This is a genomic window from Acinetobacter sp. YQ_14 (assembly GCF_043102985.1).
Classification (GTDB): Bacteria; Pseudomonadota; Gammaproteobacteria; order Pseudomonadales; family Moraxellaceae; genus Acinetobacter; species Acinetobacter venetianus.
On record NZ_JBICJJ010000009.1, the window covers coordinates 22,483 to 44,490 of the forward strand.

Sequence of the window (22,008 nt, forward strand, 5' to 3'; positions counted from 1 at the left end):
TGCCTGTTTCCTTAGAGATAGGCTTGAGCCTGTTTTAAATAATGAATCAGTACTACATTTACAGCATTTTCGAGCAATTTATATTCAGTTGTAGTCGTCAGAGTATGCTGATGCGCTAATGCTACAAGCTGTTTTATACAAATATGTTCAGGCTGAACTTGACCACTCAATAAGGCTTGTAACTCTTGCATTTCCATAACAAAAGATTGTCACTTTATGACGATTATAGAAGAAATATAGGCAAAATCTAGAGAACGTCAATTGGTAGAGAATCTCATTTGAGGATTCTAAATCGAGATGTTGATCATGTTTTATTGGTAAAATAAAAACACTTTAAAACAATGAATCGGATAATTAGATGGTACTGCAAAAATACATCTATAAATTTATAAGCAGCTTGTGATTTTGTTCACAAATCAACTAGCTAAAAGTTGAGCAATAAGCTCATGAACTTTGTTACAGGATTTTTTGGCTGAGATAGGCGGTATTTTTTTAAAGATAATTGGTTTAAATCAACAGATTAAGTTCTATAAAGAATGAGCTCTATCTAACGATAAAACTCATCTGTAGGTTTAATTATTTATGGTTTGATTTCGCAAGAGTCGTCATTACATTGTGCAGCATCGGCCTGTTCAATATTTTGATTATCTGAATTTGCTTGCTGCAAAGCTTGTAAGAAAACTTCACGAGGTTGCGCCCCCGCAAGTGCGAGCTTTTGATCAAACACAAAAAATGGCACGCCAGTAACTTTAAGTTGCTCATGTGCAATTTTTTCATCATGACGAACAAAATCAGCGAGTTCATCTGAATCTAATACATATTCAACTTCAGCATTGTCTAAACCGATACGTGATGCAATTTCCTCAACAACTTCACGCTCTCCAATCGCAAGACCTTCCGTCATATACGCGTGGAAGAACGCTTCTTTTGCTTCGTTTCCTAGCCCCTTGCTTTGTGCAAGATGAATCATACGATGTGCATTAAAGCTATTACCTGAATTGGCTTTCTGCCATTGGAAGTCGATTCCTTCTGATGCTGCCATTGCTGCAACATTACGCTCCATCTCTTCCATTTCAGCGTAGCTTCGACCGTACTTTTTGGCTAAACGCTCTGTATTTGACGTGTCGTGTTTTGCGGGTGCATTTGGATCAAGTTCAAAACTATGCCAATGGATTTCCAGCTCAATACCTGCTTCCTCAGCCACATGCTCTAAACGTTTTTTACCGATATAACAAAAAGGGCAGACCACATCTGACCAAATATCTACACGCATGATTGATCTCTTTAATTAACATTAAACGGATAATAGGGACTGTGTACACGAATTTAAAGCGGTGTGAATGTAATGCAGCGTTACGTACACTGCAATAAAAACGATATACTATCTAAGTATTGTCTTGATTAAACTTAGATAAAACATAAAAAATATAATGAAATGAGGAGGCTTTATGCGCCGTTTATTAATTTTGATCGGTGTGGTCGTGCTGTGTATCGGTTCATTTTTTTTCTACCAACATTACCAACAGCAGCGTGTTTTAAATAATCAAAAAATGTTCGATGTGGTCATGTCTGAAAAAATGCGTGCTCTTTATATGCAAGCACAGGATTGGTCGACACCCGTACAGCTGGATATTCATGATGATCGTCTGTCAGGTGATTATAAGAAAATGTCAGAGTTTTTGCTGACTTATTGGATGCAAAATATTGAAGCGCGAAATCACTATTTACGTGAGTTAAAAGCTGCAAATTGGGATACATTTTTGGATGTTGAACGTTTGGATCGTGATCGTAAACAGGACTATGCAGAAACTGAAAAAATGCTTGCTGATGTAACAAAGATTTCCGCTGAATATGAAAAACAACGTCTACAACTTCAATTGAGTTCATTGCAACAGGCAAAGCAGTTGTCAATTGACGATGAAATGAAAACGTCATTATTGGTGAAAATTGAAAGCAATATCAATGCAGAAAATGCTGATGATATATTCGTTATAGAACAAAAAATTATTGAAAAAGCACAGGCAATGTTCGATTTATTGAAAAAGGATCAGTGGCAGAAAAAAGGTAAAATGATTCTTTTCCCAGAAACAGCGCAAGTAAAAAAATTTAATGCTTTATATCAAGATGTTTTAAAGCTAAATGCCAAAATGAATAACATCAAGAAAAACAATACTGAAGTTTTGGATGAAGAACTTTAAGTTTTAAAAAGACAATGATTTGATATTTAAGTCATTGTCTTTTTTAATGATCATCAATCGAAAATTTTATCTGCCGCTTGGAAAGGTAAGCTAACGACATCAATTGCGACTGCAAAGGGTAGCAGCACCAACTTCTCAAAAGGATTTAAGCTAGATTTTGATTGGTAACTTTCTTGCTTATTTGTGTAGATCGTAACTTGATAGGACTTGCTGAGTGCTTTGAGTGACGTGAGGTTGTTAGCAACAGGATACACCACACCAGCTAATTTAAGATCAAAACAGAATCGCTGTGCTTGCATACGTTCATCACTAGAACTTGAGCATTCTCTCGCACCATTTTCAATGAAAAACGCTAAGTCTTTTTTGCTTAAATCTTCTTTGAGCTTTACATAAGAAAGCGGCAGTGTGCCTGAGAAATGCCCGTCATTTTTTTCAGAATAAAAACTGAGGTCTCGTGTGATTTGAATGTTTTTCGGATCAAGCTTGCTGATTAGAGTGAAGAACTGTGCACCTCCCTGAGTGAGGACATAGCTATTCTTTTGACCCGCGATCACAATGCTATCTTTAGGTAAATTTGCAGATAGTTGGGCAGGGCGACCAAAGGCAACAACATTATCTTCAACTAAAGTAACTTTGGTGGCTCGATTATAAGTTTTATGATCTTTTGTGATGAGCGTTTTGGTTGCACAGCCTGATAATAGTATCCCTGTTATTGCACTTACGATAATTATGTTCTTTTGCTTGAAAAGCATCTATTTTCCCTTTGTAGATTTTAAATTTTTGAAGAATGATATTTTACCCTACCATCAAAACTAATGAGGTGGTGTTGTGATTTTATATTTGACTGCAATGTATTCTTAGCTGCCACGTTTAGGTCAGGGTAAACGTGGCAGCTAAATTATTATTCAGCTGTTTCTTCAAATAGTGGACTTAAAGGTTTTGTTACTTCAACAGAATGATGGCTTTTGGAAAAAGGTTTGCCTTGTAATAGACCACCTTTAGACCAGAGAATTTCTTTTTTCTCTAAATCAATTAGATGAATAATATACTGTTGACCTTCTTTAGGAATATATGTCGTTACAAAGCCTGCACCTGCGCCCATTGTTGCGAGCGTCACGCCAACGCTTAAAGCACCTGCAGTAAATTTTTTACCAAAAGATGCATCAGTACCTGTTGTCGATGTCATAAAGATATAGCGAGATTGAGTGAGTGCTTGAATGACGGCTACATCTTCATCACTTATTGGGAGTGCCTTTGAAATCGGTTGCTTATTCTTAGCATTTTGTACTGCTTGTTCAGCCTGTTTTTTAAAACTTTGATTGAGATGTAGCAAAGCTTGTTGCTGTTGAGCTGACAGGTCTCCTCTTTCCGAATTGATTAATGGAAATGAGTTAATTTCTGCGCGTTTAGTTTGATTGTTTAATTGATAATCATATTTTTTCAACTCTTCTTCTGGCATGAATCCGCAAACAAAAGGTGATAGCTTTTGATTCACTTTTATACCGTGTCGTTCTAAGCGGTTCGCGAATAGATCTGAGAATTTTAGAGCAGTTAAACGGGACTGTTCACCGACAATAAGGCTTGTTCCTAATTCACTTCGAATGAGACAGCCATCAGCAATGATAGAAACACCATCAGTTCGAAGCTGTGTCTGCGTTTGATTGAGTTTACTGCGTTCTTCTGGAGAAATTTTTGTGGTTGCACAACCTGTCACAGAAAGACAAATCGTGAGGGAGATGAGAAGTTTTTTCATTGTTACACTTGGTCTAGGTTGATTTGTATAAAATTATAAATAATGTAAGTTATATTATTATTTCTGTGTGAAAAAGTGAATTATTTAATGATATTTACCGTTTATCAGACCCATACTGAATCTATAACGACTTTGTTGTAACCTAATTTTATAGATTTTATTTATTCATCTTGAGCTGGTTGAAGTTTGCATATGGTGAATGATTTTTGGAGTAAGCGATGAACGTTTTAAAACGATCAGCCCTCATTTTTATTTTTTCTTCTATGATGGGCGTACCTGCTGTTTATGCTGAGGATGAAGTGGCTTCACTGCCTACGATCCGTCTCATGGCTGAATCTGAGTTACGTGAAGAAGTTGGGATTGTTCCATATCAAGAAGATAAAAATGTACGACAAGCCCTTCAACATCATCTCTATAAAGTCAATTTAGATATGCAAAATCAAGAAGTGAGTGAAAGTGTTGGAGGTCTTAATTACCAGCCTCAAGCTGCTCAACCTGATTTGTCATACGTTCCAGCGATATTACAACAATATATTTTGGCGGTGGCAAACGGTTTTCAGTCATCAGATCCAACGAATGGTGTTTTTAAAATGCTAGAACCATTGAATATCAATCGGGATAATGCAATTGATTTTCAGAATGGAACAATGAAAGTTGATCTTAGCGATCTTTTGAAATTACAACAGCAAATCCGAGATGGATTAAATCCTCCACCGAGTCCATTGTTTCCGCGTTAAAAATTTTATCCTAGCTATAAAAAATCCCCGCATATAGCGGGGATTTTTTATCTCAGTGTCGATTAAACACGTTCGATAATGGTCGCGATACCTTGACCAAGACCGATACACATGGTCGCAAGACCAATTTGCGTATCTTGTTGTTCCATCACGTTCAACAATGTTGTTGTGATACGTGCACCTGAACAACCCAATGGGTGACCCAATGCAATCGCACCACCATTCAAGTTGATGATGTCTTGTTTGTCATACACGCCTAAGCCCTTCATTACTGATAAGCCTTGAGCAGCAAATGCTTCGTTTAACTCAATAGTTTGGATGTCAGCCATCGTCAAACCAGCACGTTTAAGTGCTTTTTGAGTTGCTGGAACTGGACCATAACCCATGATTGCAGCATCACAACCTGCGATCGCCATTGAACGAATCACAGCACGTGGTTTTAAACCCAATGCTTGAGCACGTTCAGCAGACATCAATAACATTGCAGATGCGCCGTCAGAAAGAGCAGATGAAGTTGCTGCTGTTACTGAACCACCTTTAGGATCGAAAACTGGTTTCAATGCTTTGAATGCTTCAAGATTGGCATCAGCACGAATTACTTCGTCGATGTCGCAAAGGATTTTGAAGCCGTTAGCATCATGACCTTCTACGCCAACGATTTCGTTTTTGAAACGACCTTCTTGAGTTGCAGCCCAAGCACGACGGTGAGATTCAACACCGAAAGCATCTTGCTCTTCACGAGAGATACCGTTCATGCGACCTAACATTTCAGCCGTTAAGCCCATCATGTTAGATGCTTTTGCATAGTGTTTAGATGCTTCAGGGTTCAGGTCGATACCATGCATCATACCGACGTGACCCATATGCTCAACACCACCAATGATGAATACATCACCTTGATTCGTCGCGATTTGAGCAGCAGCCGTATGGATTGCCTGCATAGAAGAACCACAAAGACGGTTAACTGTTTGACCACCAGCAGTCTTTGGAATATCAGCCAATAAACCAATGTTACGAGCAATGTTCATACCTTGCTCTAAAGTTTGGTTTACACAGCCCCAGATTACGTCTTCAACTTCATTGGTATCAAACTGGTTACGAGCAACAAGTGCACGTACTAATTCAGCAGATAGACTGTCGGCACGTACATTGCGGAACATACCGTTACGTGATTTGCCCATGGCAGAACGAACGCCATCAACAATCACAACGTCACGTGGATTTAAAGTAGCCATTCACGTCGCTCCTTAACCGTAGAATTTTGTGTTGTTAGCAGCCATGTCACGCAACATTTGTGGCGCTTCATAAGCCTTACCTAAGTGTGCATATTTGTCGCAAAGCGCAACGTATTCAGCAACACCAGTTTGGTCGATGTAACGGCATGGACCACCACGGAATGGAGGGAAACCTACACCCATGATCATCGCCATATCTGCTTCAGAAGCAGTTGCAACAATGTTGTCTTCTAAGCAACGAACGGTTTCGTTACAGAAAGCAAGCATCATACGGTCAATGATTTCTTGGTTATCAAACTCGCGTTTTTCACCAGTAACGTAAGGAGCGATGATTTCGTATGCTGTTGGATCAACAGTTTTCGCTTTCTTACCTTTCTTATCTAACACGTATTTGTAGAAACCAACGTCATTCTTTTGACCAAGACGTTTTGCTTCATACATTGCTTCGATAGAACCTTTGTAATCTGGCTTCATACGGTCAGGGAAACCTTCTGCCATTACTTCTGCGCCATGAACACCTGTGTCGATACCAACAACGTCGATCAAGTATGCAGGACCCATCGGCCAGCCGAATTTCGCCATTACATTATCAACTTGCTGGAAGTCAGCACCGTCTTTAACGAGTAGGTCGAATGCACCGAAGTAAGGGAACAATACACGGTTTACTAAGAAGCCTGGGCAGTCGTTTACAACGATTGGTGTTTTACCCATTTTCTGAGCAAGAACAACAGTTGTTGCGATTGCTTCTTCAGAAGTTTTCTCACCACGAATGACTTCAACCAATGGCATCATGTGTACTGGGTTGAAGAAGTGCATACCAACGAAGTTTTCAGGACGTTGTAATGCTTTCGCCAAACGAGTAATCGAAATTGTAGATGTGTTAGATGCAATGATCGTGTTTTCACGAACATGTTTTTCAGTATCAGCAAGTACGATTTCTTTAACTTTTGGATTTTCAGTTACCGCTTCGATCACGATATCCACTTCTTTAAACTCATCGTAGCTCAAAGTAGGACGGATGCGAGCAAGTGTTTCACCCATTTGCGCTGGTTTCATTTTCTTGCGTTCAACTTGCTTAGTGAGCAAGCCATTCGCTTCTTTCATACCGAGTGCAAGTTGTGGGTTGCCAATGTCTTTCATGATGATTGGAGTGCCTTTGCTTGCCGCTTGGTAAGCAATACCACCACCCATGATACCCGCACCTAAAACAGCTGCTTGGTTTACAGGATGAGCACCTTTCTCATATTTTTTCGCAGTTTTCTTCACAACTTGATCGTTGATGAATAAACCGATTAATGCACCAGCTTGTGGTGTGATCGCAGCTTTAGCGAAACCTTGAGCTTCTGCTTTTAATGCGTCATCACGAGTTGAGCTTGCACCTGCTTGTAATGAGTCAAGCAATAACTTAGGAGCAGGGTATTGTGCAGGGTTTGCTTTAGCAAGAACCGCACCTTTCGCTGTATTGAACGCCATCATTTGTTCAAGTGGGTTCAATTTAATTGCGTCTAATTTTTCTTGACGCTTTGCTTTCCAGTTCAAACGACCAGCCAGTGCTTGTTTAACTAAGTCAAGAGCAGCTTCTTGGAGTTTGTCAGCAGCAACAACTGCATCTACAGCACCATCTTTAAGTGCAGCAGCTGGCTTCTTAGGATTCGCCATTGCCATCCACTCAACGGCATTGTCGATACCGATGACACGGCTTAAACGTACGCTACCACCAAAACCAGGATAGATACCCAATTTGATTTCTGGTAAGCCAACTTGAGCTTGCTCAGACATGACACGGTAGTCACACACTAAGCACATTTCAAAACCACCACCAAGCGCCATGCCATTGATTGCAGCCACTTTAGGGATGTCTAAATCTTCAAAACTGTTGAAGATTTCGTGTACAGGCATAAGCCAATCAATGATTGCTTGTTCACCAGCAGCGAAATTGTCGCCAAATTCAGTAATGTCAGCACCAACGATAAATGTTGATTTGCCAGAAGTAACAACTAAGCCTTTAATATCGTTATTGGCTTTAACTGCAGCAATTGCTGCTTGGAAGTCTTCAATGGTCGCACGGTTAAACTTATTAACCGACTCACCTTGTAAGTCAAAGCGGAATTCTGCAATTCCGTCCGCAAGCATTTGGACGGTAATGGCATTGCCAGCGTGGATCATGCCTGATCTCCCTTGTTGTGGAGGATTCTGAGTTGATGTCATAAAGCCTGAGTGCAATTAAGTGCACAAAATGCTTCGCTAATCTTACGATAACTATATCCAAAAAGGACATAACAAGTTGTATCAAGCCGTGACGCTAGGGTCATCTATTCTTTTTAACAAGATAAACTTTATGGTTTTTATGGTTTAGGTTTGTATTTTGTTATTTTAAATCAATGCCTTGGTTTTATTTCATATCAATTATTTTTGTTTCCTCATGATCTAAAGCTCAAAGATTTGCAAAATAATTACAAAATACAGATAAAAACTAGAGCCTTAAAAATAAATTTCTATGTCAGTTTTAGGTTAGATAAAAATGAATTATTTATTAAATTTTGATGGAAAATATTTTGAACACGCGTTAAATAAATTTGTAAATTTTATACAGAAAGGATTGTCTATTTTTTAACGTTGTATAAAATCCTGTGTTATAAAAATGTTTTAGAAAGTAATGTTATGTTAAAAAGAAAGTTTATTTTATGCTCTCTCCTTTCCGTTTTATTAACAGGCTGCGGTGGAGGCGGAGATTCAGGATCATCATCTGGTAATAATAGTGACCCAGCGCCAACGCAGGAAAAAGTTTCAGTTGATCTGTACTCTGTTAGTTATCAAGAAGATGAAGATCATTTGTATACTAAAAAATATTCTTTTGTAGATAATGTTGTTAAAGATACAGAGTTTTATACTCCTTTATCGGAAGAAGATTATCTACTGACAGAAGATACTTTATACACTGATACTTGGGTTGCGGCTAAAACAAAAGCAATTAGCGCATTGAACTTCTATTTCAGTGACGCGCCAAAAACAGGTTATTACAATACCTACAAAAAGATTAATCTTTCAGGAGAAAATGTCTTTGAACGTTTTTATCCTAGTTATAAAGTTATGTTTGATAAATTTGGTGTTCCAGAAGAGTTAGAAAATTCTAAAGTTGCTCAAGCTTATAATCGAATAGGTCCTCTATTTTTCCCACAAGGTTCTTATTGTTATCAAGTCCAAGAAGAAAAAACTGAAAAGCCGTATATCACTTTTTCTAAATCTGGTATGACCGAAGATAATTATGCTGAAGTTATTGATCAATTAGAAAACCAGTATAAAACTGAATTGTCGAAAGTCGGGCATACTTATAAGGTGAACACTGGAAAATGGAAAGGCTATTCGTGGCGTTATTATCGTGAATACGATGCTTATGGACAAATTTTTGACTTTGTTGTAATTAACTACAATGGAAAATTAGTTTTTGGAGATATGAATCATTTTGAAAATGTGCGACTGACAGACGTAATTACTCAACACACACAGCGTTTGAATGCGATGAACTCGTCAACTTTTGTTGAAGCCTATTATGCTCAGAAAGCAGTTTTGGAAGAACTTAATAAACATTGTTCTTGGTTCAATGAGGCCGCTGCTGATACGATCCTAAAATTATAACTTTGATTTGTATAAAAAATAATAATTAAATTTTGTATGCTGATTTGGAAAACTAAGTTCATGCCGAATCAGCATATCTATTTTTTCTTAGTGCATGCTTATTTTATCTTTTTATTCTTTATCTTGGTCCATTTCTTGCTGCATTCTGAGAAGGATATCACATTTATCTCATGAGGCTTGAAATGGATAGATTGTGCTTGATTTCAAGATCCATAGGTTCGCTTTTTCATATTAAAAGGCCGTCATCTACTGACAAAAAATGTTAGTTAAAGCTTGATGTGGAAAGCGTAAATCATCACCAAATACGATATAACCAAAATAACAGTTGTGTATCGACCCTCAATAATCTTGTTTGGACATGGGAGGTGTCAGGATGAAACCAACAGATCAAACATTGATGAAACAAATGCATATTTCCAGTGAGGAAATAGAGTACCGAAAATCATTACTTTCATTGACCAATAAAGAGTTAATGAGTCTCGTACAGCTTGGAATTATGTTGGAACCTTTGCTCGATCAAGTGGTCATCGAGTTTTATCAGCAACAAACGTCAGTGGTTGAAATCGCGACATTAATTGGTGATGTCGATACTTTATCCCGATTGCAGCGAGCACAACGACAATATGTCACTGAATTATTTTCAGGAAGTTACGATGCAAATTATGTCAATATTCGTTTAAGGATCGGTTTAGTTCATAAGCGAATTGGTGTTGAACCTAAATTATATTTATCAGCGATTTATCATTTAAAAACGCGTTTGATGTCTTTGGTTTATGAGCAATTGGGGGATACTGAACAATTTCATGAGGTGAGTTGTACGCTGGAAAAACTATTTATGTTTGATATTTCACTAGTGGTCGAAACTTATGTATGGAGTCTCGTCAGTGAATTAAAAACATCAAAAGAAAAAATTGAACAATATGCCAATGTTTTAGAAGATCGCGCGCAACAAATGGAGGCACTGTCTCAGACAGATGCATTGACGGGTTTATTAAATGTAAGACACCTCAATAGCATTTTGAATGCAACGATTTGTGCAGCAGAACATGCGCTTGAACCTGTTACAGTTGTTTTTATTGATATTAATGATTTTAAAGTGATAAATGATAGTTTTGGGCATCCACATGGGGATCAAATTCTAAAAATTGTTGCCGATGGAATACGCTTTGTTGCGCGGTTGGATGATCATTGCTTTCGGTGTGGAGGTGATGAGTTTTGTATTATTTTTCCTCGTTGTACTGAATTACAAGCGACAGAAAGTTTTGTTCCGCGATTATTGCAATATATTCAGCAAATTGAACCCACCATTACCCTGAGTATTGGCATAAAACAAACAGATCATGTTGAGGGCTATCTTGAAGCAGCAGCTTTGCTTCATGAAGCGGATGCTCGTATGTACCAAGCAAAGAAACAATTAAAGGTGAAAAGTTAAAAAGCAGATAAGCTTTTATACCATAAGATTTTGATATTTAATGACTAATATTTTTATGTGTTTATAGAGAGGAGGAATTCATCAAAAGCGTATAGAAATTATAGGGGATGGTGTTAAAATTTGGCGATTAATTTTTTTGTGCCGATTTCAATGATTAAATGGATCATATTAGCGATCTTTATCACATCAGCGCTTTATATTCAGCGTCGTGGTAAAGTGAAGCACTCGTTTTATCGTCAATTCTTTGACCATTCAACGATTTTAGCGCCGATCAATTTCTTGATGTACATGTTCTCAAAAGTGCCGAATCAGCCTTATATTGATACTCAACATTTTAAGGACTTAAAAGTTCTAGATGAAAATTGGGAAATGATTCGAGACGAAGCAAAAGCATTGTATGAAAAAGGAGGAATTAAAGCCTCAAGTACTTACGATGACTTAGGTTTCAACTCGTTCTTTAAAACAGGTTGGAAGCGTTTCTATTTGAAATGGTATGACTCGGCTCATCCATCTGCGGCTGAACTCTGCCCTAAAACAACAGCTTTATTGAAAACACTCCCAACAATTAAAGCCGCTATGTTTACTGAGCTTGCACCTGATAGCCGTTTGGTTCGTCATCGTGACCCTTATGCAGGCTCATTACGTTATCACTTGGGTTTGATTACACCCAATGATGATCGTTGCTTTATTGATGTGGATGGTGAGCGTTATTCATGGCGTGATGGTGAAAGTGTGGTCTTTGATGAGACTTATATTCATTATGCTGAAAATAAGACTGATCAAAATCGTATTATCTTTTTCGCTGATGTGGAACGTCCTTTAAAAACACGTTTGATGGAAAAATTTAATCACTGGTTTGGCAAAAGCGTGATGACTGCTGCGAGTTCTCCGAATGAAGCAGGTGATCAAACAGGTGGCTTAAACAAAGTCTTTGGTTATGTTTACCAGATTCGTATAAAAGCGAAAGCATTAAAGAAATCGAACCGTAAGCTTTATTACTTTTTAAAGTGGTTCATTATGCTGGGATTATTTTTCCTTATTTTTATAAGACCTTATGTGTTTAAATAAGTGAAAACATAAGACGCCCTTTAAGGGCGTTTTTTATACTTTGTTTATAAAATATTTTTAATTTCTAAAATTAAGCATAGGAAAAAATATGCAAACCTTTCGTTCAAAAATAGATTGGTGGTTCTGGGGCGTGGTGATCGCAACAACAGGCCTATTATTGCAATTTTTATGGACGATGTATGTGAAAGGAACAATGCAAGAATATTCTGAACATGCTGCTGTTTACTTATTCTCGATAGTCTTGCTTTGGTGGCCGATCTTCAATACACGTTATATCGTGACAGAGAATGATTTAATCATTCATTCAATGCTATTTAAATGGAAAATAAATAAGGCTGATATTATAAAAATAAGTGCATCGAATCATTTAATTTCTTCGCCTGCTTTGTCTTTAGATCGTTTACGCATTGATTATGCAAAAAATGGCAATGTGACACATATTTTGGTTTCACCTAAAGATCAAAAAGCTTTCTGTCTTGCATTAGAACACGATTTGACTAAGTAATTATCAGGCTGTTCATTTTCCTGTATCTCTAATAATTTTTATATTTTTAATTATACCAAGTGGTATAATTTTGATGGTATTTAATTCATTTTAACCACGAGAAAACATAATGAAAAAACAATTATTGATTAGTTTAAGTCTTTTAAGCTTAGTTGCTTGTAGCGATGAAAATGATGATATCTATGGAACTGTTGATCCAAAGAATAAAGCCTTTTATAGTTATGATATTGCGACAGCAAACACCTCAAATAAACTCACTAAAAAATCATATCAAGTTGATAAAAATAATGATCTTTTAATTAGTTATACAGAAACACCGAAGTTACAGACTGAAGCACTGCGTAATTTTATAACAAACAATGGAATATCAACGATTTTTCCGCCACAGAATACAAATGCTGCTTATATTGTGGGCCGTAAAGCAACATTTAGTGATACTGTGTTGGAATATGAACCTAGTAATTTAGAGCAAAGAACAAGTTTTAAATTGACCTATCAACTGAAAAAAATTGATTTATCTGGTTTAGATGTTTCTAACTATGTGAGTTACTTTTTAACTCAAGCATCAGCTTCATCTTCGATTAGTGATGCAACCTTACAAATTATTCAGGCCTTATTATTATCGACTCAAGATAAGTTTCCGTCAGGCGCAACGTGTTGGCAAAAACAAGTTCAGTTGAGTACTCAAGATTATATTGAATCTTATCCAACACAAAATCTGTCGCATGTCAGTACCAATAGTAATATTCAAAATCAAGGAATTTGGCAAAATGCCGCTTGGACAGCATTTCAACCGAATACTGAAATGAATTTAGCTGATACCCGAATTCGCCATCAATCTCTGGAGTATTGGGGTTTTTATCACAATACAAGAGAAGTGAATGCTGTATCACCAGCAAATGAACTGGCATGTGATTTCTTTAATGAATCGGCCTTCAAGAGTGTTGATAGAGTGTTAAGTAAAGTTCTTTGATTTGACCATGTCTTGAGTGATTCAATCGATGGATTTCAACTCAATTGACTTGAAATTCATCTATTCAGGCTACATCATCAAAAGCATTACTGATAATGAAAGTCTGCTGTGAACTCAAACGCTCGTGAACACATTGAAAAAATACTTGCTCATATGACCCAATTGCCCGGCGTTTATAAAATGCTAGGCAAGGATGGTGAGCTATTGTATGTTGGCAAGGCAAAAAATTTAAAAAATCGTGTTTCGAGCTATTTTGTAAAAACCATTGAGCACCCTAAAACACAAGCATTGGTTGCTCGAATTTATGATATTGAATCGCTGGTGGTTCGTTCTGAAACCGAAGCCTTATTACTTGAACAAAACCTAATTAAACTACATCGCCCGCCGTATAACATTATGTTGCGGGATGATAAGTCCTATGTATATATCTTTGTCTCAGCCGATAAACCTTTTCCACGGATTGCCAGTGGACGTGGTAAGGGCAAACATCAAATTGGTAAGTTCTTTGGTCCTTATCCAAGTGCATATAGTGCAAGAGATACCTTGCTGGTTTTACAAAAGCTATTTAATGTCAGGCAGTGTGAAAATAGCTATTTCTCACAACGAAAACGACCATGTCTTCAGTATCAAATCAAACGTTGTACTGCCCCTTGTGTTGGGTTGATTAGTCCTGAAGAGTACAAAGAAGATGTTGATAACTCGATCCGCTTTTTGCAAGGTGATACAAAAGAGTTGAACCAAGAGTTGATTGGGAAAATGGAGCAGGCTGCCGCAGAGCTAGAATTTGAGAAAGCCGTTTTTTATCGTGATCGTCTCGCATTATTACGCGAGGTACAGGCACAGCAAGCTGTATTTAAAATTAAAGGTGAAGCCGATATTTTAGCAATCGCTTATCAGGCTGGCGTGACTTGCGTGCAAATTATGTATGTGCGTAATGGGCGGATGTTAGGCGGTAAGAGCTATTTCCCAGATATGTTGGGTGATGATTTAGGACAGATGTTAAGCGACTTTATTGCCAATTTTTATTTTCAGGTTGCAGATGAAGTTCCGACTGAGTTGATTGTGAATGTTGAAGTGCCTGATCGAGTCCAACTAGAAGAAGCACTACAACAAACCTTTAATAAAAAAGTTCAAATTAAGCATAAAGTGCGTGAGACCCGAGCTGAGTGGCAAGAGCTAGCACAAATGAACGTCCAGCATGCAATTAAAGGCAAACTCAGCAATCACTTAGAGTTAAATGAGCGTTTTCATCAGCTTGAACAAGTGGTTGGAAGACCGATTGACCGAATCGAGTGTTTTGATATTAGCCATACTATGGGTGAAGCACCAATTGCTTCCTGTGTTGTATTCGATCAGGGTGGAGCACGAAAACGCGATTATCGCCAATTTGCCATTCAAGATATTACAGGTGGCGATGACTATGCAGCGATGCGTCAAGCATTGATCCGTCGTTATAAAAAGAATATGTTGCCTGACTTGCTTCTAATTGATGGCGGTAAAGGTCAGCTGCATATGGCAATAGACGTGATGCAAGAGCTTGAGTTAGATGCATTTATGATTGGAGTATCAAAAGGTGAAGGGCGAAAACCCGGCTTAGAGACGCTTCATTTTACTGATGGAACTAAAATTCAATTGTCAGAAGATCATAAAGCATTGCATTTGATTCAGCAGGTTCGAGATGAGGCGCACCGTTTTGCAATCACGAAGCATCGCGCGAAGCGCGATAAACGTCGCAGTAGTTCCGTATTAGAGGCGATTCCTGGACTGGGTCCGAAACGCCGCCGAGATTTACTCACGCATTTTGGTGGCATTCAAGGTGTATTAAAAGCATCTGAAAAAGAACTGATGTTGGTGCCAGGCTTGGGTGAAGTCATGGCTAGGACAATTTATAAAATTTTGCATGAATAATTTGACCGATTGACCAAATTATTCACTGACTGATAAGTTAATGACCATTCACAAATCAACCAAAACATTCAAAGATAGGATGTTTTGACGGTTAAGGAAAAACAATGTCATTGCTTTCTCTCTATCAACAAATTGAACAACAAGAATGGATTGATATCCCAGCGGGATGGCTACAGGGGCGTACAGTCTTTGGTGGCTTAGTTGCAGGGCTATTGGTCCAAAAAGCAATTTGTGCAGTGAACGATCCTGAAAAGCAGTTATTGAGCTGTAATGTCACTTTTGTCGGGCCTGTACAGCAAGGGCCGGCGAAATTGACTGCTGAAATTTTCCGAGAAGGTAAATCTGTTACCAGCTTAGAAGTCCGCTTATGGCAAGATGATGCGGTTCAAAGTATTTTAGTTGCGAGTTTTGGTCTCCGTCGAGAATCTCGCATTGTTGTCAATCATCAGCCGCAAGTTCCAGATTATCCAATGCCAGATCAGCTCGAAAAAATGGTCTATCTAGAAGGATTAATGCCTGAATGCTTACAACAGTTTGAATTGTGTTGGGCGGAAGGAAGCTATCCGATGGCAGGGAGTAAAGTTCCAGACTTCGGTGGTTGGAGCCGTTTTTCACCTCTGCAACATTCAAACCGTGAAATGTATTTGGCTGATTTATTTGCATTGATGGACGTATGGCCACCGGGCGTCTTGCCGATGTTTAAAACGCCTGCACCTGCAAGTTCTTTAACATGGCATATTACTTATCTTGATCCGATTGGGAATCAAATCCAAGATTGGTTCAAATACAAAGTCGTGACACAAGTTGCTGAGCATGGCTATTCAACTGAGTATGCCTATGTCTGGGATAGTCAAAACCGTTTAATTGCAGTGCTTCGACAGACAGTTGCTGTCTTTGCCTAGTCGACACTGCGCAGCATTTCGTATAAAGTTGCTTACAGTTGGATACAATCTCGGCACATCCTTTGTGCGACATGCATATTTGATGCGAACAACATGGCGGTGTTTATGAGCACAGGGCGAATCCTGAACATTCCGAATATTTTGACTTTGGCGCGCATTGCCCTTATTCCTGTTTTTTTGGTGATTGCTTATTGGCCACCAGCGATTGGAATTGCTGAGCATCATGGGGGAATGATGCGGCATATGGTGCTGACAGCCATTTTTGTGCTTGCAGCAGTGACAGATTGGTTTGATGGTTATCTCGCAAGAACCCTTAATCAGACATCTGCTTTTGGGCGTTTTCTAGATCCAGTTGCTGATAAGTTAATGGTCGCAGCGGCGTTGATTGTACTGGTGCAATGGCAACCCACCATTTCGATGGCATTTGCAGCAATCGTGATTATTTCTCGTGAAATTACCGTATCGGCTTTACGTGAGTGGATGGCAGAGCTTGGTGCGCGTACCAGTGTTGCGGTATCAACCGTGGGGAAATACAAAACAGCATTTCAAATGATTGCAATTAGTGTGTTTTTACTTAATTGGAAGCCATTGGAAATGTGGGCTTATGCTTTATTGTACGCCGCAGTAATTTTGACTCTGTGGTCGATGTTCATTTATATGAAAGCAGCATGGCCGTATTTGAAACAACCGTAAATGTTGTACTCGATATACTTTAATTAGAAACTTAAAATATTAATAAAATCATAGCATTCACTTGGTCTGATTTGATCATGTGAATGCTAAAAATGATGAATCAGGAAAATAAATTAATGTCATCTCTACTTTATTTATCTAATCAAGCGTTATATCAACTGCAAAATCAGCAATCACAAAGTATTGATTGTCATGCGGTGAGCCAATATAAAAAAAAATTTGCAAGAAATTAAGCAACGTAAGCAATGGAAAACCACAGGTACAGGTGCGCAATTCATGGGCTTACGCAATTATGATGATCCTGATGAGCTAGCGCATATTTTTCCTGTAGATGCGGTGTTGACGAATGAACAGCAGATAATTTACGCAGCTCGATTGCAGGATGGCTGTGCGATTTATATCAAATCATTAGCAGCCCTAGAACAGCCTGAATCTTTGGTACTGCGTAATAATGAGTTTATTGTTCATCATCTTGATTATGATACGCAGAATCAACGCTTAATTTTATCTGCAAGCAAAGGTTATGCTTTTGAACGTCATCTATGCGTTCTGGGTTTAGATTCAAGTCGTATTCAATATATTACCGAGGGGGATTGTCAGGATGAGCATCCATATTTTGATCCTGAAAATCCCAATGTTGTTTATTACGATAGCTGTGGTTTTGCCTATGATCATCAGGGTAATGTAAGTATTGGCCCTAAAGAAATTTGCCGTTTGGATTTGAAAACAGGGGAACTTGAAACAATCCTAAGTGACCCACGTTATGATTTTTATAAACCCAAGGTGGGCAAAAATGGGCAGTTATATTATTTAAAACGACCATATCAAGGTCAAAATTATAGTGGTAGCTCTATAAAAGATATTTTGATGGCGCCGTTTAAAATTTTACGCGCTATTTTTGGCTGGTTAGATTTTTTCACACAACGTTATACCGGTGAGTCTTTAAAATCGACCTCTGGTGCCAACCCTGCTAAGGCAAGACAAAAGTCTGAAGAAGAATTATTTGTCGAAGGTAATCTAATCAAAGCACAGAAGACATTACAGCAAAATCAAAATGCAGGGGAAAAGTTTGCAGGAGTGATTCCACGTAATTGGGAATTAGTTCAGCAATCTGCATCAGGTGAGCAAAAGGTTTTGAAGAAAGGAGTACTCAGTTATGCGCTTGGTGTTGATGATTCAGTGTATTACTCCAATGGAAAGTACCTAGTGTCAATCAATGCTGATCAAACTGAACAGATGTTAGTTGAAGCTAAATTGATTCATAAAATCATGTGCTAAATATTAACTATGATCTTGAGGCCTTCTTTTTAGAAGGCTTTTTTATTTTTAGATGGCAAGAAAAAAGCCCATAACAACGATGAGCTTAGTTCTCTGAGGAAAGTCATGCTCTTTTGGGAGAGTATGCTGAAGAACATAATCATAATATGAGAATATGTTGATATTTACAACCGTGAAAAATGTAAATATTTTTTAATATTCTCAATTCTAATTAATTTGGTTCTCAGAAAGTGTTGCAAACTTATGTTCAATTTGCGCTGCATTGCTTTGTAAAATTTCAATTAACTTTTGAATATTTAGAAAATCGAAACGGTTCTTAGAAGCGACCAAAGTGAGTGCAATCGGTGCTTCTTTGTTTGAGAAGCGAATTGGCACGGAGAGACCACAAACAAGAGGGTCAATCTCACCTTGCGATAAATAGAAGCCTTGTTTTTTTATCTTCCGCATTTGTTGAGTGAACTCATCTAAATTATTGGCAAAGCCAACTTGAGCCAACTCTTGAGTGAACTGTTGGTAATAAGCCTGTATCCGTTGTTTGGTGAGGTGTGCGATCACAATCTTAGGCGAAGCGCCCACATATACAGGACGTGGACAACCACGACCATAAGAGATCAGCTCAGCCTCTTTGAACGTCTCATGATGTAAGTCAATGCAGTAATCATGATTTAAATAGGTGAGTAAGCAACATAATTCTGTGCGCTCAACGATATCACGCATAAAAGGGATGCTGATTTGTACCAGCGGATCAGTACTATGCGAAATATAGTCTAAAACTGCAATCTTAGACCCTAAAGTGTAATCACCAGAAGTTCCACTAATACGCTTCAACATATCACTAGAAACAAGTTCTTTGAGATAACGATAGGCCGTTGGTTTGGATAGACCAAGCTCATCACAAATGATATCGACATTGATAATCGGACGTGACACTGAAAAGAGATCCAGTACAGTGAGAATTTTACCAAAACTCGAAATTGCCATGATGGGTTGTCTACTCCTAAAAAAACGTGAAACTCGAACTTTTATTGCTTTATAACAGAAAAGCAGAACAGCGTGTGTGGACTTTTAAAACTGATCATTTTTAATCAATAGATTTCGGTTGAAATTGAGAAAAAAGATAAATTTTATAAGGTTTATTCTAGATTAAATTTAAGAATTATCAAATAGTGATAATTTATCTTGACTATTCTGCTTTGTTTTGAAAAAATCAACAACACAATGTCTTATTTGGATAATTATTTTTAAGCAAATTGTCCAAACATTGTGTATCACTCCAAATAATTAGTTCTCTATCACGCTGATTTGAAGTCTTTCGAATCAACAAGCGTGTTTGCATTTCATTATTTTGATAAGGAAATGTGCAAGAGGCTAATTCAGCATTGAGAATAGTTCATGATCCTTAAGCAGTTGTTGGCTTTTAGACCGAGCCAGCTCGACATCATTTTTGCGTGCAAAATTTTTGTGGCAGGTATGCTGGCGCTGTTTATTTCATTTGAACTTGATTTGATTAATCCAATGTGGTCGATTGGAACGGTCATGATTATCGCAAGTCCATACTCAGGTATGGTGTCTTCAAAATGTGTTTATCGCTTAGTAGGCACAGTTGCGGGCGCGATCATTGCTTTATTATTGACACCTCATTTTATTAATACGCCGTGGTTATTCACGATCATTTTATCTTTATGGGTAGGATTTGCCTTATACGTGTCCCTATTAGACCGTACCCCTCGCAGTTATGTGTTCATGCTGGCGGGCTATTCAACGGCAATGATTGTCTATAACGCGATTACTTATATTGATACCTATAACATTTTTGATATTGCGCTTGCACGCGTACTCGAAATTTCAGTTGGTGTCATTTCCACAGCAGTTGTTTCTGCAACACTTTTTCCTGTGCATATTGGCACGATGATTAAACAGCGTGTTAATAAAACACTCAATGATTTAGAAAGTACTTTTGAAAAGTTGATCACTGCGCAAGCGTCTTCAGAAAATTACACACAAATTTTGTCTGTGATTACTCGAGATGCATCAGATATTCATGCACTAGCAGTGCATTTGAATTATGAAAAAGGTGAGCTTAAAGGCATGACTAAGCCGTTGCAGGAAATGCTGCATCAGGTTTCGTTAGTGGTTGCAAATCTGGTGGCTTTGTCTCAACGAGTCAAACAGCTTGAACAAATGCAGTTGATGAATTTAATGCCGCATCTCAATCTGATTCGACAACATACCTTGGCCTTCCTCAAGCAGGATAGAACCTTAATACCAAATGACTTACTGACACTGCCAGTAGATTTTGAACATGATTTTTCTGAACTTATGAATTTAGCAACACCTGAGCAACAAATTGTGTTGGGTGCGTTAAAAATGGATGTGCGTCATTTCATTAGCAACACTTTAGCTGTGAAATTGTTATGGCAACAGATTCAACAAGGTAAAAAAGAAATTCCTGCTGAAATCACCGCAATTACCACTAAATATCCAAGTTTGCATCGTGATCATGGTATTGCGATTCGTGGTGGGATTAGTGCGGTATTGATTACTTTTATTGTGACTGGGGCGTGGATTTTATCTGGCTGGAAGGCTGGTTTTATGATGGCGCAAATGGGCGCGATCACGGCTTGTATTTTGACAGCACTGGATAATCCTGTGCCTGTACTGCGTATTTTTATTTGGGGCAGTATTGTTTCTGCTGGTCTGGTGTTTTTATACGCTTTTGGAATATTTCCGCATATTACCCACTTTTGGCAATTGGCGTTGGTTTTATTTCCAGTGTTTCTTGTTGCAGTCAGTATGATGGCAAATCAGATGTTAATGCCTGTTGGGATGGTGCTTGGGATTAACACCATGATGGGGTTGAATCTCCACAATAAATACACGATGGATGCGGTGTCCTATTTAGATAGTTCATTCGCGATGATCTTGGGTGTGTTGGTTTCGTTAATTGTGATTGACTTGGTTCGTGCGGTTTCTCCAGATGCCAGTGCAACACGTATTTTGGCTTTACATTATCAAGCGATGCGACAAGCGCTGCACATGCCTTATGGTAGTGACTTTAAAATTCATCTACGCAGTATGTTAGATCGGGTTGGTGTACTGAATACCAAGATGGTACAGAATCCTGAAATTAAGGCTGCAATTCAAAATGCATTGATCGAAAGTAGTTCAATCGTTGACTTAGTTCGTTTACAAGAGATTAGTCAAAAGTTACCGCAACTTGTGGAGTTGCAGCATGAAGTGACCGTTTTACAAAACCAGCTTGCTGCGTATTTCCACTCACAAGAAAAGCAAATATCAAGTTGGCATTTTCCTGTGCAAATCGTACAGCAAGTGAATCAATTACAGCAGGTCGCTCAGCAGATCGAAGATGATGAGCTCCGTCAAAGATTACTGATTTCTTTAAATAATATTTGTAAAAGTATTGGGCATGTTTCTACTGAAGATATGCATGCAGAAACGTCTGGTTTAGGTGTCTCTCATGGGTGAAATTAACGTTTATGGGATCTATTTCCCGATCCTACTGGTACAGGCTGTGATTGCTTATGTACTGTTTAAACTTCTGACACCAGCAACAGATCGCCTAATTCAAAAAGGTTGGATCGCATTACCAAGTATTTTTAACTTATGTTTTTACTTGGGTCTTATGTTGTTGGTGCATTGGTTGTTTGTTTGGTTGTGGGTTTAAGGTCT

The 22,008-nt window shown here is 38.2% G+C and carries 19 protein-coding genes and 1 pseudogene; 13 read left to right on the top strand and 7 right to left on the bottom strand.

Going from position 1 to position 22,008, the window contains the following annotated elements; genetic code table 11:
• Positions 1-11: 11 nt before the first annotated feature.
• Both ACF8D3_RS04130 and ACF8D3_RS04135 read right to left on the bottom strand, forming a co-directional pair.
• The gene (locus ACF8D3_RS04130) at positions 12-197 is read right to left on the bottom strand and encodes a hypothetical protein (RefSeq protein WP_004876437.1); all 186 of its coding nucleotides are present in this window, start codon (positions 195-197) and stop codon (positions 12-14) included.
• Between the two features lie 383 nt (positions 198-580).
• On the bottom strand, positions 581-1,273 hold the full coding sequence (locus ACF8D3_RS04135; RefSeq protein WP_392470323.1) for a DsbA family oxidoreductase: 693 nt from the start codon (positions 1,271-1,273) through the stop codon (positions 581-583).
• Positions 1,274-1,448: 175 nt separating this feature from the next.
• On the opposite strand from ACF8D3_RS04135, the gene ACF8D3_RS04140 reads away from it, so the two are divergent.
• The gene (locus ACF8D3_RS04140) at positions 1,449-2,198 is read left to right on the top strand and encodes a hypothetical protein (RefSeq protein WP_392470325.1); all 750 of its coding nucleotides are present in this window, start codon (positions 1,449-1,451) and stop codon (positions 2,196-2,198) included.
• Between the two features lie 53 nt (positions 2,199-2,251).
• Here ACF8D3_RS04140 and ACF8D3_RS04145 read toward each other — a convergent pair whose 3' ends face one another.
• Both ACF8D3_RS04145 and ACF8D3_RS04150 read right to left on the bottom strand, forming a co-directional pair.
• Positions 2,252-2,950, bottom strand: coding sequence for a hypothetical protein (locus tag ACF8D3_RS04145; RefSeq protein WP_392470327.1), 699 nt, complete (start codon positions 2,948-2,950; stop codon positions 2,252-2,254).
• Between the two features lie 149 nt (positions 2,951-3,099).
• The gene (locus ACF8D3_RS04150) at positions 3,100-3,951 is read right to left on the bottom strand and encodes a hypothetical protein (protein WP_392470329.1); all 852 of its coding nucleotides are present in this window, start codon (positions 3,949-3,951) and stop codon (positions 3,100-3,102) included.
• A gap of 218 nt (positions 3,952-4,169) precedes the next feature.
• On the opposite strand from ACF8D3_RS04150, the gene ACF8D3_RS04155 reads away from it, so the two are divergent.
• Positions 4,170-4,688 carry a hypothetical protein gene (locus ACF8D3_RS04155; RefSeq protein WP_004876443.1) on the top strand — a complete coding sequence of 173 codons (519 nt, stop codon included), beginning with the start codon at positions 4,170-4,172 and terminating at the stop codon, positions 4,686-4,688.
• A 62-nt stretch (positions 4,689-4,750) separates the two neighbouring features.
• On the opposite strand, the gene fadA is transcribed toward ACF8D3_RS04155, so the two are convergent.
• Together fadA and fadB are read right to left on the bottom strand one after the other, a co-directional pair.
• A complete protein-coding gene (gene fadA / locus ACF8D3_RS04160) occupies positions 4,751-5,923 on the bottom strand; it encodes an acetyl-CoA C-acyltransferase FadA (protein ID WP_004802276.1) in 1,173 nt (390 codons plus the stop codon).
• 12 nt (positions 5,924-5,935) lie between these two features.
• A complete protein-coding gene (gene fadB, locus ACF8D3_RS04165; RefSeq protein WP_392470510.1) occupies positions 5,936-8,089 on the bottom strand; it encodes a fatty acid oxidation complex subunit alpha FadB in 2,154 nt (717 codons plus the stop codon).
• A gap of 495 nt (positions 8,090-8,584) precedes the next feature.
• On the opposite strand from fadB, the gene ACF8D3_RS04170 reads away from it, so the two are divergent.
• The 9 genes and pseudogenes from ACF8D3_RS04170 (at position 8,585) to ACF8D3_RS04210 (ending at position 18,318) form a co-directional block, all read left to right on the top strand.
• Positions 8,585-9,559: a hypothetical protein gene (locus ACF8D3_RS04170; protein WP_392470332.1), complete on the top strand. Its 975-nt coding sequence runs from the start codon at positions 8,585-8,587 to the stop codon at positions 9,557-9,559.
• Positions 9,560-9,932: 373 nt separating this feature from the next.
• Positions 9,933-10,991, top strand: coding sequence for a diguanylate cyclase domain-containing protein (locus tag ACF8D3_RS04175; RefSeq protein ID WP_392470334.1), 1,059 nt, complete (start codon positions 9,933-9,935; stop codon positions 10,989-10,991).
• Positions 10,992-11,141: 150 nt separating this feature from the next.
• Entirely contained in the window at positions 11,142-12,059 is a 918-nt protein-coding gene (gene lpxO / locus ACF8D3_RS04180) for a lipid A hydroxylase LpxO (protein WP_392470337.1), read from the top strand.
• An 88-nt stretch (positions 12,060-12,147) separates the two neighbouring features.
• Complete coding sequence (locus tag ACF8D3_RS04185; RefSeq protein WP_392470339.1) at positions 12,148-12,564, top strand: PH domain-containing protein; 417 nt, start codon at positions 12,148-12,150, stop codon at positions 12,562-12,564.
• 109 nt (positions 12,565-12,673) lie between these two features.
• Positions 12,674-13,537, top strand: a complete 864-nt coding sequence (locus ACF8D3_RS04190; protein WP_392470342.1) for a hypothetical protein — start codon at positions 12,674-12,676, stop codon at positions 13,535-13,537.
• 108 nt (positions 13,538-13,645) lie between these two features.
• Entirely contained in the window at positions 13,646-15,445 is a 1,800-nt protein-coding gene (gene uvrC / locus ACF8D3_RS04195; RefSeq protein WP_392470344.1) for an excinuclease ABC subunit UvrC, read from the top strand.
• A gap of 104 nt (positions 15,446-15,549) precedes the next feature.
• The gene (locus tag ACF8D3_RS04200) at positions 15,550-16,347 is read left to right on the top strand and encodes an acyl-CoA thioesterase (RefSeq protein WP_392470346.1); all 798 of its coding nucleotides are present in this window, start codon (positions 15,550-15,552) and stop codon (positions 16,345-16,347) included.
• A gap of 105 nt (positions 16,348-16,452) precedes the next feature.
• Positions 16,453-17,040: a CDP-diacylglycerol--glycerol-3-phosphate 3-phosphatidyltransferase gene (gene pgsA, locus ACF8D3_RS04205; RefSeq protein WP_004876453.1), complete on the top strand. Its 588-nt coding sequence runs from the start codon at positions 16,453-16,455 to the stop codon at positions 17,038-17,040.
• Positions 17,041-17,156: 116 nt separating this feature from the next.
• Positions 17,157-18,318 (top strand): annotated as a pseudogene (locus ACF8D3_RS04210) (hypothetical protein).
• Between the two features lie 207 nt (positions 18,319-18,525).
• Here ACF8D3_RS04210 and ACF8D3_RS04215 read toward each other — a convergent pair.
• On the bottom strand, positions 18,526-19,299 hold the full coding sequence (locus ACF8D3_RS04215; RefSeq protein ID WP_004876458.1) for an IclR family transcriptional regulator: 774 nt from the start codon (positions 19,297-19,299) through the stop codon (positions 18,526-18,528).
• Positions 19,300-19,710: 411 nt separating this feature from the next.
• On the opposite strand from ACF8D3_RS04215, the gene ACF8D3_RS04220 reads away from it, so the two are divergent.
• A complete protein-coding gene (locus ACF8D3_RS04220) occupies positions 19,711-21,804 on the top strand; it encodes an FUSC family protein (RefSeq protein WP_392470349.1) in 2,094 nt (697 codons plus the stop codon).
• Complete coding sequence (locus ACF8D3_RS04225; RefSeq protein WP_004876464.1) at positions 21,797-22,003, top strand: DUF1656 domain-containing protein; 207 nt, start codon at positions 21,797-21,799, stop codon at positions 22,001-22,003. Before ACF8D3_RS04220 ends, ACF8D3_RS04225 begins: the two co-directional genes overlap by 8 nt.
• Positions 22,004-22,008: the final 5 nt, after the last annotated feature.